Source organism: Haloprofundus halophilus (assembly GCF_003439925.1).
Taxonomy (GTDB): domain Archaea; phylum Halobacteriota; class Halobacteria; order Halobacteriales; family Haloferacaceae; genus Haloprofundus; species Haloprofundus halophilus.
Genome location: NZ_QQRR01000002.1, coordinates 272,452 through 288,830, shown reverse-complemented (window position 1 = coordinate 288,830; position 16,379 = coordinate 272,452). Strand labels below are relative to the sequence as shown.

The 16,379-nt window shown below is 50.6% G+C and carries 15 protein-coding genes; 6 read left to right on the top strand and 9 right to left on the bottom strand.

The window, feature by feature from the left end:
- Positions 1-11: 11 nt before the first annotated feature.
- The 4 genes from DV709_RS11000 (at position 12) to DV709_RS17760 (ending at position 5,610) form a co-directional block, all read left to right on the top strand.
- Positions 12-1,649: an alkaline phosphatase family protein gene (locus DV709_RS11000; RefSeq protein WP_117594486.1), complete on the top strand. Its 1,638-nt coding sequence runs from the start codon at positions 12-14 to the stop codon at positions 1,647-1,649.
- 4 nt (positions 1,650-1,653) lie between these two features.
- Entirely contained in the window at positions 1,654-3,183 is a 1,530-nt protein-coding gene (locus DV709_RS10995; protein WP_117594485.1) for an oligosaccharide flippase family protein, read from the top strand.
- 135 nt (positions 3,184-3,318) lie between these two features.
- On the top strand, positions 3,319-4,254 hold the full coding sequence (locus tag DV709_RS10990) for a glycosyltransferase family 2 protein (protein ID WP_117594484.1): 936 nt from the start codon (positions 3,319-3,321) through the stop codon (positions 4,252-4,254).
- Between the two features lie 237 nt (positions 4,255-4,491).
- A complete protein-coding gene (locus DV709_RS17760) occupies positions 4,492-5,610 on the top strand; it encodes a hypothetical protein (RefSeq protein ID WP_157972719.1) in 1,119 nt (372 codons plus the stop codon).
- Between the two features lie 203 nt (positions 5,611-5,813).
- Here the strand turns inward: DV709_RS17760 and DV709_RS10985 are convergent, their stop codons facing one another.
- Positions 5,814-6,935, bottom strand: coding sequence for a glycosyltransferase (locus tag DV709_RS10985; protein ID WP_117594483.1), 1,122 nt, complete (start codon positions 6,933-6,935; stop codon positions 5,814-5,816).
- Between the two features lie 164 nt (positions 6,936-7,099).
- Complete coding sequence (locus tag DV709_RS10980) at positions 7,100-7,957, bottom strand: glycosyltransferase family 2 protein (RefSeq protein ID WP_157972718.1); 858 nt, start codon at positions 7,955-7,957, stop codon at positions 7,100-7,102.
- 174 nt (positions 7,958-8,131) lie between these two features.
- Here DV709_RS10980 and DV709_RS10975 point away from each other — a divergent pair, with 174 nt between their 5' ends.
- Positions 8,132-8,950: an FkbM family methyltransferase gene (locus tag DV709_RS10975; RefSeq protein WP_117594481.1), complete on the top strand. Its 819-nt coding sequence runs from the start codon at positions 8,132-8,134 to the stop codon at positions 8,948-8,950.
- Positions 8,951-8,961: 11 nt separating this feature from the next.
- Here the strand turns inward: DV709_RS10975 and DV709_RS10970 are convergent, their stop codons facing one another.
- Both DV709_RS10970 and DV709_RS10965 read right to left on the bottom strand, forming a co-directional pair.
- Positions 8,962-10,056 carry a glycosyltransferase family 4 protein gene (locus tag DV709_RS10970; RefSeq protein WP_117594480.1) on the bottom strand — a complete coding sequence of 365 codons (1,095 nt, stop codon included), beginning with the start codon at positions 10,054-10,056 and terminating at the stop codon, positions 8,962-8,964.
- A 46-nt stretch (positions 10,057-10,102) separates the two neighbouring features.
- The gene (locus DV709_RS10965) at positions 10,103-11,545 is read right to left on the bottom strand and encodes a sugar transferase (protein ID WP_117594479.1); all 1,443 of its coding nucleotides are present in this window, start codon (positions 11,543-11,545) and stop codon (positions 10,103-10,105) included.
- Positions 11,546-11,756: 211 nt separating this feature from the next.
- On the opposite strand from DV709_RS10965, the gene DV709_RS10960 reads away from it, so the two are divergent.
- Positions 11,757-12,038 carry a PadR family transcriptional regulator gene (locus tag DV709_RS10960; RefSeq protein ID WP_117594478.1) on the top strand — a complete coding sequence of 94 codons (282 nt, stop codon included), beginning with the start codon at positions 11,757-11,759 and terminating at the stop codon, positions 12,036-12,038.
- 245 nt (positions 12,039-12,283) lie between these two features.
- Here DV709_RS10960 and DV709_RS10955 read toward each other — a convergent pair whose 3' ends face one another.
- The 5 genes from DV709_RS10955 to DV709_RS10935 all read right to left on the bottom strand — a co-directional run bounded on the left by DV709_RS10955 (position 12,284) and on the right by DV709_RS10935 (position 16,310).
- Entirely contained in the window at positions 12,284-13,249 is a 966-nt protein-coding gene (locus DV709_RS10955) for a hypothetical protein (protein WP_117594477.1), read from the bottom strand.
- 241 nt (positions 13,250-13,490) lie between these two features.
- Positions 13,491-13,829: a hypothetical protein gene (locus tag DV709_RS17750; RefSeq protein ID WP_157972716.1), complete on the bottom strand. Its 339-nt coding sequence runs from the start codon at positions 13,827-13,829 to the stop codon at positions 13,491-13,493.
- A gap of 597 nt (positions 13,830-14,426) precedes the next feature.
- Positions 14,427-14,846 (bottom strand): HVO_A0114 family putative DNA-binding protein, encoded by a 420-nt coding sequence (locus tag DV709_RS10945; RefSeq protein ID WP_117594475.1) that lies wholly within the window; start codon positions 14,844-14,846, stop codon positions 14,427-14,429.
- 182 nt (positions 14,847-15,028) lie between these two features.
- Positions 15,029-15,472, bottom strand: a complete 444-nt coding sequence (locus tag DV709_RS10940) for a MarR family transcriptional regulator (RefSeq protein ID WP_232819729.1) — start codon at positions 15,470-15,472, stop codon at positions 15,029-15,031.
- A gap of 103 nt (positions 15,473-15,575) precedes the next feature.
- A complete protein-coding gene (locus DV709_RS10935) occupies positions 15,576-16,310 on the bottom strand; it encodes an MBL fold metallo-hydrolase (protein ID WP_117594474.1) in 735 nt (244 codons plus the stop codon).
- Positions 16,311-16,379: the final 69 nt, after the last annotated feature.

Sequence of the window (16,379 nt, the reverse complement as noted above, 5' to 3'; positions counted from 1 at the left end):
GACGCGAACACATGGATACCCTCGTTATTGGTCTCGATGGTGGGGAGTGGGATGTCGTTAACCCCCTAATCGAGGAAGGGAAGTTACCGAACATTGCTCGGCTCAAAGAGGAGGGTGTCTCCGGACCACTCGAATCGATTACGCCGCCTGTGTCCCCTCCCGCGTGGAACTCGATCCATACTGGAACGAATCCAGGCAAGCACGGTATCTTCGACTTCGGAACCTTCGATGAGAACTACAACCGCCGGTCGATAAACTCATCAGACCGCTGTGCGGTCCCGTTTTGGCGAATAATGAACGATGAGGGGGTGACGACTGGGCTATTCAAAGTTCCGTTCACCTATCCGCCAGACGATGTCTCCGGATTCATGGTAACTGGGTTCCCGACCGCAAACACGGTCGACGATTTCGCTGTACCTCCTTCGCTAACGGAGCAAGTGGGGCCTGTAGAGGAACTTTTCGAGGACTGGTCGTTACAGCGAGCGGGTGATTATGAGGGCTTCAAACGAAATCTAATCCGGGTCGCCGAACGTCAGACCGATCTCTTCCTCGAATTGCTCGAAGAGTACGACACCGACCTCTCGATGACTGTCTACGACGGGTCCGATCGTGTCCAGCACTTCTTCTGGAAGTACTTCGACGAGACGCATCCACGTTACGAGCCTGACTCAAGCCTCGTCGGAGCGATCGAAGAGTACTACGAGACGGTCGACCGCGGAATCGGGCGTATGTTGGACGTTGTGGACGATGACTGTGATGTCGTCGTTCTCTCCGACCACGGGTTTGGACCGCTCACACACGACATCTATATCGACGAGTGGTTGGAGAAGGAGGGCTTTCTCGCACGACGGGAGCAGTCCTCTGCGAAGACAAAAACCGACGATGTTCTCGGTGCGACGGTGAAAGCCGCGTGGGAGACGCTAAAGAGCGCGAATCTCCACGGGAAGGTGAAGTCGGTCGTACCATCGTCGTGGTTTGACTTTGGGAAAAGCCTACAAGACAAACCACATCGGGATGTCGTTTGGACCGAGACTCAGGCCTTCTTCACCACCCTGTCGGGGCAGGCACTCTACGTTAACACCGAAGGTTCGTTCAGTGAGGGAGCAGTTCCGCAGCATGAGTACGATGAAGTAATCGAGGAGATACGAGAGTCACTACTCTCAATTAGGCATCCGGAGACGGGTGAATCGCTCGTCGAAGCGGTCGTGCGTAGCGACGAAGTGTTCGAGGGGCCAGCGACGGAAACCGGCCCTGACCTCATCGTTCGTACCGTTCCAGATCACACGCTTAAAGGTGGGTTCTCCGAGTCGCTTCTGCAGTCGTCCGCACAGAACGCTCACGACCGCTCGGGCGACCACAGAAGCGATGGGATCTTGATCGCGAGCGGTCCGTCGTTTCGGACGGGGAGAGTCGAAGACGCGAGCGTTCTCGATATCGCGCCGATTCTACTCTACCTTCAAGGCTGTCCGATACCGACGGTGATGGACGGTTCTCTGTCGAGAGAACTCTTCTTCGAGGAGATGTTCGACGAAAGAGCCGTCAGAGAGACCGAGAAGTACGGTCGCTCGGAGAGTGAGGGACGAGAGTGGAACGCGGAGGAGGAAGTAGAGCTCGAAAAGCGACTGAGCGATATGGGGTATCTCGGATAGGGCAATGAGTGATCAGAGTGATGGTGGAATTGCCACCCTAGCAGCTCAGGGGAGCATTACTCTCCTCGGGAATATTCTCGGTAAATTCCTGGGGTTTTTGTTTGTCGTAATTGCTACGCGGCTAGTATCCCCATCAGAGTACGGCGTGTTTACGTTGGGGTTGTCGGTCGTTCTGTTCGCACAAGGATTTGCCAGTTTGAACGTCTATCGATCGATAGATTACTTCGTTCCTCAATTCTTGGACCGGTCAGAGTACGGTCGCGCGAAAAAGACGTTGCTAAACGTCTTTTCAATTGGGACTGCCACGTCGTCTCTCGGCGCAGTTGCCGTTTTTGCCTTTAGAGATGAAATTGCGGCACTCCTCAACGAGCCCTCACTGGCCGAGATCTTGCCATATTTCGTGCTCTTGATTCCGCTTCAGACAGTGTATCAGTCGTTGTTGACCTCGTTCAATAGCGTGAAAAACATGAAATTCAGAATCACTATCCGCGACCTTCTGAATCCGCTTACTCGGATTTTATGTGTCGTGCTGCTCGTTTCGGTGGGTGGTGGTGTTTTGGGGCTCGTGGGAGGGTATCTCTTCGGAGTATTCACCGCAGTCGTCTGTGGTTTTGGACTGTTATTTTATCGAGTTGACTGGCTTCGAGAAACTGCTTCGGAGACAGTCTCAAACCGCGCCCTCCTGTCTTATTCTCTTCCGCTAGTGCTCGCAGGCGTCATCTATTCGCTCGTTGGGCAGATCGACTACTTCGTCATCGGCTACTTCCTCGACTCCGCCGAAGTCGGTCGATACCAAGTCGCGTATCTCCTTGCCTCGAATCTCCTCATCGTTCTTACTGCTATTACGCCAGTATTCAAGCCAATGATTGCCGAGGTTCGTGACGATAATGCACTCCTCGAAGGGAGGTATCGACTCTCAACCCGTTGGGTGACGATGCTGACGATTCCGCCTGCCATTACTTTAGTCGTGGCCCCGGAAGTATACCTCTCGTTGCTGTTCACCGAGGAGTATGCTACAGCAGGAGCTGCAGTCGCTGCCCTCGCTGTGGGCTATCTACTCAATGCCTCTTTCGGCCCGGAAGGAATGGTGCTTGAAGGACTTGGTCACACTCGACTTACGCTACTCAACACGTTCATGCTAGTCAGTGTCAATGCTATTTTAGATATCTTCCTCGTCTCTCGCCTCGGTATCGTTGGTGCAGGAATCGCGACGGGAACTGCACTCGCAGTGGCTGGCTTGTTGGGAGTCGTGGAGATTTACGGAATTCGATCCATCCGTCCTTACGACTGGAGGTTACTTCGGGTCTGGGCTGCAGCCATTCTCCCAGTGGTTAGTGGGCTCTTCGTTATTAAACTACAAATTGGTGAGGTACAAACTGCCGTTCTTTTACCCTCTGTAGTTGTTTGTTCCTATGTTGTCGGACTCCGGACTGTTAACGGATTCAGCGAGGAGGATATGGAAATCGTATTACAAATTGAGTCTTATCTCGGTTATCCCATTATCTCATCTATCATACTTACTCAAAATAATTGACTTAGTTTATATATTGGAGAACATCCGCGTGGATAAATATCAAAATTATAGAAATTCTGGATTGAATCTGTAGGAATCTATATCAGAAGGAAGGAGAGAAATATTGAAGTTTGGTTTGCTCCATCCTCAAGAGGAATGGTAAGTACAGAATCGTCTACTAGTCTGTATAATAATGTTACGGACTGGCCCACTGTTGCAATTATCGTCCTAAATTGGAACAACTACGAAGACACTGCGGCATGTCTCCATTCTCTTCAGTCAATTGATTATCCCAATTACCATGTCATAGTGGTCGATAATGGATCCACTGACGACTCTGGAGAACGGCTAGAATCTAATTTCGAGGAGTGTCAGGTAATGTACAATGAAGATAATCTCGGCTTTGCAGCGGGGAACAACCGAGGCATTGAGAAGGCGATGCGAGAAGGCTACGATTATGTTCTCCTTTTAAACAATGACACAGTTGTTTTGGATTGTTTTTTACAACCACTAGTAAGGAGCGCTGAGAAGAATGACAGAGCGGCAATTGTAAGCGGAGTGATATACACTCATTTTCCTGATAAAATTCATTCGGCAGGAATGGATTTTTCGCTAAATCTGCTTAGACCGACGTCAATAACGGAAATTAAAGGAGTAGAATATGATGTAGATTATATTAGCGGAGCGATGATGCTGTTTTCGAGAGAATTCTTCGATCAGTGTGGGCTTCTAGATGAATCATACTTTTTCGCCATGGAAGATATGGAGATCTGCCTACGGGCGAAAAAGAATAACTGGAGGGTTCTCGTGAATAGTAACTCGCAAATCCAACACAGCATCGGCTCGTCGTCAGGAAGCAAAAATCCATTTCGTTATTATCACAGTACACGGAACAGACTCACATTTGCCTCAGACCATTTATCAAGAGGACGACGCCTGTTCTTTTATACCTTTTTTGTATTGTCGCGACTTGTGAGATTTTTACAATGGATAGTTTGTAGAGAAATTCGACTTATCACATCGACTTTTCTAGCGGTATACGACCACCTAAATCAGAATAGATTTAAAAAACCCAATTACTTCGACGAGTAGAGTTTCGAAAACCCATCATGCAGTACAAGTGTTACTCTCATTTAGAGGCATTCCTGTAGGATGCTTCTCGACCTGCCTTAGCCAGACGGTGTCGTCTCGTTTAACTTTCGAGGCCAAAGGTCGTCTCATCGTAGTGGATAGATTTTTAATTATACCATGACCAGTCTCAGTGTGTTACCCCAATCTCGGCCAATTCCCTCAGTCTCTTCTTTCAATTACAAGCATTGGGCACAAAGAGTGACACTACTCGCGTTTCCATTCTTTCTCTTCTGGAATACAACGGTTGCTAGAGTCAACATTGGTCTTGGAGATCTGCTCTTGTTGGCTGCCGGGAGTATTCTCCTCGTTACTGGCAAACTCAGGTTTGCAATGTCAAAACTCTCTGCTGTCGCTACTCTTACTTTTCTCGCGGTTGCTCTAGTTTCATTAACGTTCACCCCAAGTATATGGGCGGGGGTACTTGATTTCGTGCAATATTTTTACATCTTTGTCGTCGTAATACCAATTGTTCTAACAGTTGCAGATTCGCATCAGTTTCGCTACCACGCTGCATTAATCATCTGGGGAGCTCTACTAATAGTCGCAATTGTATCTATATTTGCTTCGATATTTATCCAAGATATACCGAAGTTCAGCAGCGTGTTTGAAAGTTACACTCAATTCCGATGGCTCCTCGCCGTTGGTGCAATCTACGCTGTCGCATTCCTACTTGATGACATACATGAAAATATAAAATTCGCTTCTATTATCTACCTTCTCTCAGCGACGCCTTTCATATTTGGTGGAATCACACTTAGTGCGATGCTCGCATATGGCGTTGGGATTTGGCTCGTCCTCAGCTGGCATGCACTAAGACGGGGCCATAACTATCTATGGTATTTCAGCGTCATGTCATGCGTACTGGCAACCGTTGGAATTGTGGTAGTTGCTTTGAAGTGGTCGACTATCTACCAAATGGGGTCACTGGGGAGCCGCCTTGAGATGTACAAAATTGCATTTCGGGGAGGTATTAACGGTATTCCATTGGGGAACGGCATCCATTCATCACAAATGCTAATGCATCAGTACGGACTCCCTCCAGAGATCCCACCAACAATTCACAATTTTGTGTTTCACTTTTTCTTTGAGATCGGGTTACTTGGTGTGCTAGCGTTTCTCATTATTGTTGGAGATTGGGTACGGACAGTCTTCATCTCGGTCTATCGCTCGCCCTCAAGCTGGCATTCGTATGATATCGCTTTTGTCGCCGTGTTTGCAGCATATCTTTGTATCGCCTTCTTCCAGCCGCCACCAGTCCACCGTATCTGGTGGGTCCACTTCGCCTTAGCGTGGGCGGCTCAAAATGAAGTCAGATAGGAACTGCCACCCGGTTTTAAATGAGCATACTGTTTTCTGAATCTGTGCCGAGATACAACTTCTAGTCAATATTCAATGAACGGACTGACAACCGAGTTGAGCAAATAAGGACCAGAGAGGATAATTGCTACGTACCACGCCTATCGTCGGTGGTGCAAAAAGGCCTGCCGCCATTAAATATTGTGTAACCCCAATGTTGTCTCTTATTCGAATTCGTTATAGACATTAACCCAATCGTTAGTAATCGACTCAATAGAAAATTCGTCAACAACCCGTTCTCTCGCAGCTACCCCCATTTTATCCCGTTTCGAAGGTGTTTTGTTCATCACCTCATCCATTGCTCTTGCCAACTGTTTTGGCGATTGCGTCTGAACGATTTTCCCAGACGCTTCAGTAACAATATCTTGAGGACCGCCGCTTTTCGTTGTAACAACCGGAAGCTGGCAAGCCATAGCTTCTACAATGGCGATCCCAAACCCTTCTTGTTTCGATGATAAGACGAATGCATCTGCTGCATTTAGATGGGAACAGATTTCGTCTGGTTGTAATGCGCCGAAAAATCGGATTTGATCATCTAAGCCGTAGGCTTTAACGAGGCCCTGTAATTTGTCTTTGAGATCTCCTGTTCCAACAATCCAAAGTGCTACGTCGTCCGAGAGAAAATCAAAGGCAGTTATCAAGGTGGAATAATCCTTTTCTTCGGTTAATCGTCCGACAGCTATCCAAACAAAAGGTTTACTCAGACCATATTTTTCTCTAAGCTCATGTCCTTCTGCACGGCGATGGCGGAACTCATGAGTGTCAATGCCATTGTGAACGACTCGGGTTTTATCTCTTGGAACTGATTTTGATTTAATATATGATTCCATCCCTTTTTCAGAAACATTTGTTAGCAAATTAGAAAAAGAATCAGTCAGTCTGTAGATTATTGAACGAAATAGTTTCGTCCGTTTGCTTTTCGCTGCTCCAAATATGTTGTGTGTTGTCGAGATCACCGTATCTGGAGAAACAAAAGGGCGTATAATCCGCGATAGGATTATTGAGTGGAACATATGAGAGTGAACGACATCGGGTTTAAATTCCCTTATCTCCCGCCAGAGTCGAACCATCGCAGTAGGAAGCTCAACAACAGAATTCACATCAAGACTCTTCACGTGAAGACCCATTTCTTCTAATTCATCAGCCATATCACCGCTAGGACGTAAACAAATAACGCGAACATCGTATTCACGTGAGGACAAATTTTTAGCAAGCAGACCAACTTGTTTATCTGCTCCGCCTAAGCCCATTGTAGTACTAAAGAATAATACTCTCTTTACACTCATACTATGAGATTCTAGCTGAAGGATATCAATTTTTGTATGTAGTCAAAGTGTGAGAAGACATTTTTGACTCTCTTTTTCAACGAGGAGAGCTATTTAATCAAGTTTCGCAGTAGCCCATCCTCTGTCACACATATCCAATACGAAAAAGCGAGCGTGGAGGTTTCTTATTGCTCTTCCGTTGTCTTTCTCTCAGTGAAGCCAGCAAAAGACCGTCTAACCTGCTTTTTGACCGAGTTTGGAAGATAATAATATAGTAAATGGCCTAAAGCATAGAGATAGTAGTGCTGTGGCAATCCTAAGACATGAACGGCTTTGAGATGTAACCTACATAGCTGGAGATGTCGTTTGTTCGGTTCGAAGATAGCATGGAAATTACTCTCTTCTCGGATAGAACGCGTGATTAGTGGTTCAGAGAGATTCGCTAGCTTATAGTTTGCGGCAACACGTATCATCAAATCCAAATCTACGATTGCTTGCCTCGTACCGTCGTATAGTCCGGATCTGACTAACGCTGTTCTTCTTGCCATCATCGAACTATGTGGAATTGGGATATACTTCGCCATGGCATGCCGGATATCAGTGTCGTCAGTGGGATATTCTCGAACGTAGGATTCAGACCTAATTTTATTCTGTGCCACATACGCCGACCCTACAATTCCGACATCAGGGTGTTGATCAAGGTACTCTGCTTGTAATTCTAAGCGATTTTCCTCAGAGATATCGTCTGGATCAACGATTGCAATGTACTCGCCTCTTGCTTTGTCAATAGCAGTATTCAACGCACCGGATCGGCCAATATGGTTCGAGTAGATTACTCTAATTCTCTCGCTATCCTCATAATCAGCCAATATTTCCCCTGTTCTATCCTCTGATCCATCGTCAACTACTACAATCTCGAAACTAGAGTATGACTGATTTATTAAGGATTCTAAAGCATCCTCGATATGATCTTCTTCGTTATACGTCGTGATAGCTACAGATACCTTCACTAGTTCATTTGAGAGCATTCTATTAGATACCACATCATTTAGATTAGCTCACCTTAAAACTGCTCGGAGTATATTTCTCATCTATGCAATCTCTTTTCTTGATGCTATTTACACAAATAGTGATTATATTTCAGGGATTAAGGCTGAAGTGAGTGTTCTGTATAACTTATATGCAAAGTTAAGTAATGAGGACGGTTGAGCACTATTATGTTGACTGATTCACCCGTAGAGTCCGTTCACAAGAAAGTCAAGTCCTTGTACCGGGGGCCAGTGAGAAGTGCTGCAATTAAGACTGGACTTCACGATTTTGCTCGTCATGCTTACGGAGAAGTGATTACTCTGTTCGTCAGTGATATACAGACACACAAGATTGCGGGAATCACCGCAAAGTATAAAATATCTAATTATTCAGATTGGGAGCGCCAACGTTCGTTCACGGGAGAAATACCCGTGATGAAGCAGTTTGTTAAGGAAATAACAGCTGGAGATACTGTATGGGACGTTGGCGCGAACATGGGATCATACACATGTCTGGCCGGACGGGCTCAAGATGATGTCTCGGTTGTCGCATTCGAACCAGCGCCAAAGAACAGAGTAAGACTCCGTAACAATATAGAACTCAACAATATCACTGCAACAATTCGCCAAGAGGCGCTTGACGAGACGATAGGGCAGATGGGCCTGTTCTCAGAGAATGACAGCGATGGACAGTACTCATTAACAGAGAGTCAAGAGGGACTCCAGGTGCCAACAACAGATGCAGATAATCTTGTCAACCGAGGGATTGTCCCACAGCCAGATCATGTGAAAATAGACGTTGAAGGGGCAGAGCTTCGAGTTCTACGAGGCATGGAAACCACACTCAAAGAAGTCAAATGCCTTTATCTGGAAGTTCACCCATCAAAAGTGTCCGAATACGGTGGGAGCGTGGATGAAATCAAGACTCATATTGCTGCTGCCGGTCTAGAGTACGAGAAAATACATGAGCGCGGCGAGGAGTTCTTTCTTCGAGCGGTACGACGATGAATCTCCGATGATTAGCCATTTTCAACCAATGATTCTATTGCTACAGTTGTTTTAGCAACTGTTTGACTCCAACAGAACCCTGGATGTACTCCCGACATTTTCTCTTGTGTGAGTGTTTCGATGAGTTGTGTGGCAAATCTATCTACATCATCTATTGGTGCGTATCTAATAATGTCACCAAACACTGAGCGGATTTGCGGTAACTCTGAACTTACAACGGATACATTTGTCGAGAGTGCCTCTAAAATCGTCCGTGGAACTCCCTCGGCGCTACTTGGCAATACTAAGACATCTCCGCTACGATACACTGCAGGCATCTCGTCGTAGGGAACTTGTTTCAGAAAGGTTACAGAGGTGTCGATTCCTAAGTTGATAGTCATTGCTTTGGCTTCGTCACGTAGAGGTCCTTCACCGCAAAAGTAGAGTTGAGCATTAGGATACTCTTTTAACACTTCGGCAAATGCTTTGACCGCAACTACTGGTCGCTTACCGCTAACGAGCCGTCCGACAAACAGTACGACTGGTCCATCTGCGTCAATAAGTTTACTTTCTGTCCCCTCTGGAGAGAAACGTTCAGTGTCTACACCATTTGCAATGACGCTTATCTGTGTATCAACGCCGAAAGAACCAATTCGTTTTTTCTCCGTTTCGGTATAACAGAACACCACATCAGCCTGATTGAACGTCCACTGCCCAATACTCCGCAGATACAAGTCGAACAGCCACTTCGGTGCGTTCTGCGAGTACAATCCGTGATTCGTAATCGCCAGCGGAATATCTCCTAACCGTCGCTTCAGCGCCGCGAGATTCGTCGAGAAATACAGATGCGAGTGCGCATGAATGACGTCGAACGAGTGCGCATCCTGAAGAAACGACGCGACGCCAAGCGAGATATCGTTTCCAAGAGCGCTCGCCGTCACCGGATACCGAACGATATCGTATCCATTTCGTCGCTCTCGATGCGGTTCGTCGACACTGCGAGAGAGCGTCAGTACCGTCACGTCGTGACCCATCGCCGCCTGGTCGCGACTCATCGCGTGGACGTGGTACGCGCCGCCGCCCTTCACCTCCGGATACAGCGTCTGCGCAACGCGGAGAATTCGCATTACGCAGCGCTTGTAGAACGAGCAGTATGGTTTGTTCGGTTCGGCCTCACCGAAGATACTCCACGATATCTTCGAGAACCAACCACAGCTGCCGCACGACAATCTTCGCGTCGTACCCAAGCGATTGCCGCCGAACGTACTCGATGTCGTAGCGAATCTTCTCGTCCGGTTCGTGGCCCGTTGCCTGGTTGACCTGCGCCAGCCCGGTCAGCCCTGGTTTGATGAACCAGCGTTTCTGCCAGTCCACCACACCCGACTGAATATCCGAGTCCAACTCAGGACGCTCCGGACGAGGGCCGACGACGCTCATCTGTCCCACCAAAATCGCCCACAACTGCGGAATCTCGTCGATGTGCGTACGCCGCAAAACCTTCCCGACGCGAGTCACCCGGGGGTCGACTCCACCGGCGTCTTCTTCGCTCACCACTGCCCCCGTCTCGGCCTCGGCGTCCTGCACCATGCTCCGGAACTTGTAGACGCTGAACGTCTCGCCGAAGACGGCTGTCCGCTCCTGTTCGTACAACACCGGCCCGTCGCTGTCGAGTTTGATCGCAATCGCGACCAACAACAGGAGCGGCGAGAGCACCAACAACCCCATCGCCGCGAACACCACATCGAACGCACGCTTCAACATGTAATCCTGCATATCCCACGGTTCGACGTCCACGTCGACCAGCGTCCCCACGCTCGATTCGGCGGTCAACACCGAATCGGCGTAGTCGCGGTGCACCTTCACCTCGACACCGTGTTCGTGACACGCGTCGATCGCGCCGAAGAACTCCGCGCGGTCGGGGCGCATGAACGCCAGCACGACGGTGTCGACGTGCTGCTCGACGAGTACGTCGTCCAGCCGGGAGAACCCGCCGAGGTGCGCGAGTTCCGGGAGCACGTTGCCGCCGTCGGCTCTCGCGTCGGTCGCCGCCGTGTCGTCGTCGACGACTGCACGCCGTCGGGTGCGCGGCAGCGCGCTCGTCGGGCAGACGTAGCCCAATACGGACAACGACACCTCCTGAGCAATGCGCTCGATGAGCGTCGGGTCGTCGCCGACGATGATCGTCCGCCCGGACTCCGCGGGCGGTCGGCGGCGAATCCAGACGAACCACGCCGGCAGCGCGACCAGCAACAGACCGACGACCATCACGAGCGTCGCGCGCGGGAGTCTGTGCGACCACTCGAAGTAACCGAACGTCGCGAGCGCGAGACCGGCGACGAGGACGAGTTTCTGCGTGAGCGCGACGACGTCGAGAATCCGACGCGGGCGCGGCTTGTACAGCGGCACTAAGCTCGCGAGCACGGCGAGAACCGCCGTCCAGACCGCACGGCTGAGCGAGGTCCCTTCGAGAACGTGTGCGTCGAGGCGGTCGAACAGCGGAACGTACGTCGTAAACAGCCACTGCGGAAGCGGATGGTTGGCGAAGTACACCGCGAGGGCCGTGAGACTGGCAGCGCCGACGACGCTGACGACCCGGTACCGCCACCCTGTAAGCATCGTATCATGGAATAAATCGGCAGCAGATAAACGCTATGATTAGGCCAAAGATGCAGCTCGGAATCAAAAATACGTGTACTAACAATTTCGAGTCGGCCGATTCTACGGTGAGTGGCTCAGGTATCCACGCTCGCAATCTACAGTCCACTCACAAACTGTCGGTGAAAGTGACACTGTGAAACGTTATACACGAGTTCGTTGGTTGTGTCATATGCACAACTTGAGTGGTTTCCAACGAGATCTCCTGTACGTGATTTCTGGACTCGATCAACCTTCGGGACAGCAAGTCAAAGACGAACTCGAATCGTACGTCGACGGCGAAATCAACCACGGACAGCTCTACCCGAACCTCGACACCCTCGTCAACAAATCATACGTCGAGAAAGGTCCGATAGACCGTCGAACGAACTACTATGCAATTACGGAGAACGGGAAAGAAGCGATCCGCAAGCGGCGGTCGTGGGAAGATCAATACCGATCGGTCGAAGCGTGATTCGACACGGTGCCTGAAAGCTTCCTGACGCCGCTGTAAGCGCGTCCGAGACAGTTGCGTAAGCTCAAAGCCCCTCGAAAAGTCTCAGGTAAACTCGATTCGCGTCCGCTTCACGTCCGCTCACAAAGTAGACTCTGCAGTAGCGAAGTGTTGTATACACACTGCGTTTGTCTGAGCCCAATCAGACGTGTATCTGCTGAGAGAGGTTCGGGTTCTCACCCTGGATGTTGACTTACGCTTGTTTCTCACCTCGTGCTTACAGCGGCGTCAGTCACTGATTGGTTTGTGTGAGAGGCGTTTCCAGAGTCACGTCTAGTGGCTTGCTGTATCGATTCGAACAAAGTATCTGCTTCCGTACGAGCGTCTTCTACTGCCGACTGCTCGTAACTATCAATGGTCGTCTCCAGGCCCACGGTCTCATCCTCGAAGTTTCTAGTCTCGATTTCCTCCATTGCGTCTTCGAGACCGTCCATGTAGTCTGTGAGTCGACCTACATCTGCGACTAAGGAATTCTCCTTGTTCGGTTTGTCCTTGCCGCGGAACTCGAAGAGAGGCTCTCGTCCCCCTTTCCGGGTGAAGTCCTCGAATGCGAGGAAGGCACGTCGAACAGTCGTCGACTGTCCACTCCGCGTCATATCTCCTGCGTTGCGGAGACAACGTTTGGCCTGCTTTGAGCTGTACTGATACTCGTCGCCAGAGCGTTGTCCGCGTTCGATTACATCCCGGAATAAGCGGACTGCCCTGCGAGTGCTTGCGTGCTTTTCTTCGCGGAGGTATTCGGCGTCGCCGTCGCGGAAGTCCTGATGGAGTTTGTGCAGCGGCACCAACGAATCGCGCATGAGTTCTTTGCGCGTGGCTGTACGTTCTCCTGTCTCGACGTACTCTTTGAGGTCTCGAACTAGTGATTTCGTCGTCGACAACGCTGAGCCGATTGGGACGCCACCGATGTAGATGTCCTTGGGATCTTTCGCATGTCCTTCATCGGTGAGTTCGCCTCGGATTTCGACAAAGCTCTGCTCGTCACGGTGGTTGTCTAACTGTCGACGGAGTCGTGCATTCTCTTCGCGGACGTCCGTGAGTTCTGCACGTAACTGACCAACCTCTTCGCGTGTTGGTCGACGCTCAAGTTCTTCCTCTAAAGAGTCAAGCCGGGAAGTGAGCGCCTCGATCGCCTCCTCGCTGGAAGCGACGGTGTCGACACCGCTGCTCATCGATCTCCCTCCGAGGAAGCGATAACAGAGTCACGTCCAACCGTGGTCTTCTGCGAGGGTTCGTCGAGGAACGTCCGGCAGCTGTGCTCGCGGATGCGTTCGGGGAGCTCGACTACACCACAGACCTCACACGTCGTCAGTTCCGTCTCTGAGTCGCCGCCATCCTGTGAGTGGTTACAGTCGAGCCGTTTGCGTTGACAGCCATAGCAGAACTCTGTCTCGCGCTGATTGTCGAAGGCACTCATGCTGTGGCCTCCGAGGCACGCCAGAGAGCCTGGACGGGACCAGTCTGTTCGCAGATGATTCCTTCGGCCTCTCCTGTCCAGACGCTTCGCTGGGCACCGAGAATGTAGGTTTTGGCGTTCGCCCAGTCACCATGGACTTTGACGAGGTGAATGAATTGGTCTTCGCCGTTGACGACAGGAAACTCGCGGGTACCTAGGTCGACAACGGTGACTGGCTTCGACCGGTCGCCGAAGAGTACCTGATCTCCACGACGGAGGTCTCGAATGTTGGTGATTGCTTCGCCTGCCGTTCGACTGTCGGTGCAGTTTTCACTGTTGGTTGCGTTTGTTGACATGCTTTCGCTCGCTCGAAAGCGTGGTCGGCGTTGCACCGCCGGCCGATTTCTCGGCAACACCCTGCTTTCGACGGAAGTCACTACGCTGTGGACCAACTTATAGATGTGCAATTTGCACAGTCAGCTAACCATGTCTGGAGTACAACGCTTATTGCGTATGCTGTTCTATATTGCTCATGGCTGTCGCAGTGGATTGCATGAAGGCGTCCGACCTGACTCGGACCGACCAAGCCATCCTTGATGTGCTCAAAGAGGGGAGGGATGGCGATGAACCATGGGGGATTGCGACAAAGGGCTATTTAGTGGAACAAACCGAATTTTCGCGCAATAGCATATACAACCGTCTGGAGGTACTCGAGGGCCACAATCACATCAAGCTCCTGCATGGACCAACTCGGTTATTCGCGTTCGTGAGTGACCCACGAGAAGAGAATAGCGAGACAGAGCGACAGAACTGAGAGTTCAGCGCATCGTCGTCATGAGGGACCTGTGTCGACTCACTGGATTACGTTCTACAGATGAGTCATTCTGATCCCGATGAGACTCACTGGCTTTTGAACGTGGCCATTCTTTTCCTCTCCTCTTCAGGTTCTCAAACTAGTTAGCGCTAGCAGGAGTACTGTCTGCGTCGACGTCGTCGAGGAGCGGGTAGTCAATGTGCATCTCGATTTTGTCGAATGGAACAGCTGGTTGAATCGCCCCATCAGGGCCGCCTTCTTTGAGTTCAAGGATGCCCAGTACCTCTAGATGTTTTAAGTCTGCGTGGACATCGGAGATGTCGCGGTCGACTAGTCGGGCCGCCTCACGCATACTCGAGGGGCGTTTTGTCGCGATTGCTTGAATAAGTTCGAGACGCAGCGGAGTGAGGCTATCGACGAGGTCGTCGTAGGATCCAAACTGAAGAATTGCTCGGTCATCCTCTACCGTCCCCTCATCAGCTTCTGCGTTTTGGATGAACTGCAGGGAGTTCTCACGGAGCTGTGCTCGGTCGCCGACGGTGATGTGAAGTGTCGTCATGGTGGTCTTGGTTGGGATTGTAACTTGAGCGAGATGGGATACTCCGACCGGGTACAGGCAACGCACAGCATGTCTCCTGGGAAGGGCATTTCGTCGTCAGAAATGATTAGCCCAGGTCAAGGATTTGTTCCTGACTTAAACGGATCCGGTGCGAACACCAAATCCTGCCGTGTGTGCCTCATTTAATCGCGATACTGTCGAGCGTTCGGATCTTCAGACTGGTCAGCCCAGGCAGACACATTGAACTGTTTATCATCATCGTACTGTGCAGCTACTTGGTTCGTGTATACTGCCGCTTCCTCGGACGCCATATAGGAATCTGAAAGCGTCCAATAGTTTGCCCGGTGCTCCACGATTCCTCGCTCTTTGAGGCGGCTCAGCGTGGGACAAATACTCCCGTGCTTGATCCTGGTTTCATCGCGGATTTCCGTCAGTCGGAACGCCTGATCACGACGATCGTGGAGGAACCCTACAATCCGCTCTGCCAACGTCTGAGGAGACACTTCGTCGTCGTCGTTGATCGCGTCGAATCGGCGTCTACTGATGGGCATGGTCGCTTTTCCGTCTATGTCTAGCTTCCGGGAAACAAAATCGTATCGCTCAGTATTATGTATCGTGTATCGCATATCAGATTGCTCGAATCGCTAAAAATACACTCCACGTGTTCGAGTCTGATTGATGTCACATAGATGCGGGACAGAAGCCTACGACTTCAGTCGTGGGTGGATGTCAAAACGAGATCTGTGCTCCGTCTTCGGGAACGTGGACGTTCTCCGTTTTCGATCGCAATTCGTCGCGGGTGAGAAGGCAGTGGTTGATTGCCTCCATGTGAACGACACCGACGATGCCATCAGTGGCGTCGCGGACGGCGACGATGTCCTCTACCCCCATCGTAATCGGTTCGCCGTGATTGAACCGTGCTTCGCCACCGTTGAGGACAACGACATCAGGTTCAAACCGGTCAAGTGTCTGTTCGACCGCATCGTACCAGACCGTGTCACCAGCGAGGTACAGCGTCTTGTCGGCTTCAAAGATGAATCCGGAGACAGGCCCCATCTCTTCGGCTAGCTGTCCGTGTCCGTGACGGCCAGGCGTTCGATAGAGTGTAACCCCGTCAAACGAGACCTCGTCGTCGACCGGTCGGACATCGGTGAACCCATCGTCTACGAAGGCGTCTGCTTCCACAGGCTGACAGAACAACGGGACGTCAGCATCGAGTTCCTCCGTTGCCGCCTCGTCGAAGTGGTCCGGGTGACGGTGAGTGACGACCACGGCGTCGTAGGACAGTTCGATGTCTGGCAATGGGACAAGCGGATTCGCACGGTCGTTCGGCGTATTCTGTATGGGCGGCAAATCACCGGGAGCCGCAAACAAAGGATCGACGAGGAACGTCGTCTCGCTCACGGTCACGAGGACAGTCGCATTCCGTACGAGACGAACACTGAGGTCTGAGCTGGTCGACATGCGAGAGAACCTTCGACAGGCAGCTAGTTATCATCTATCCATATTTCAAAAACAACTATCAGAGAGTGA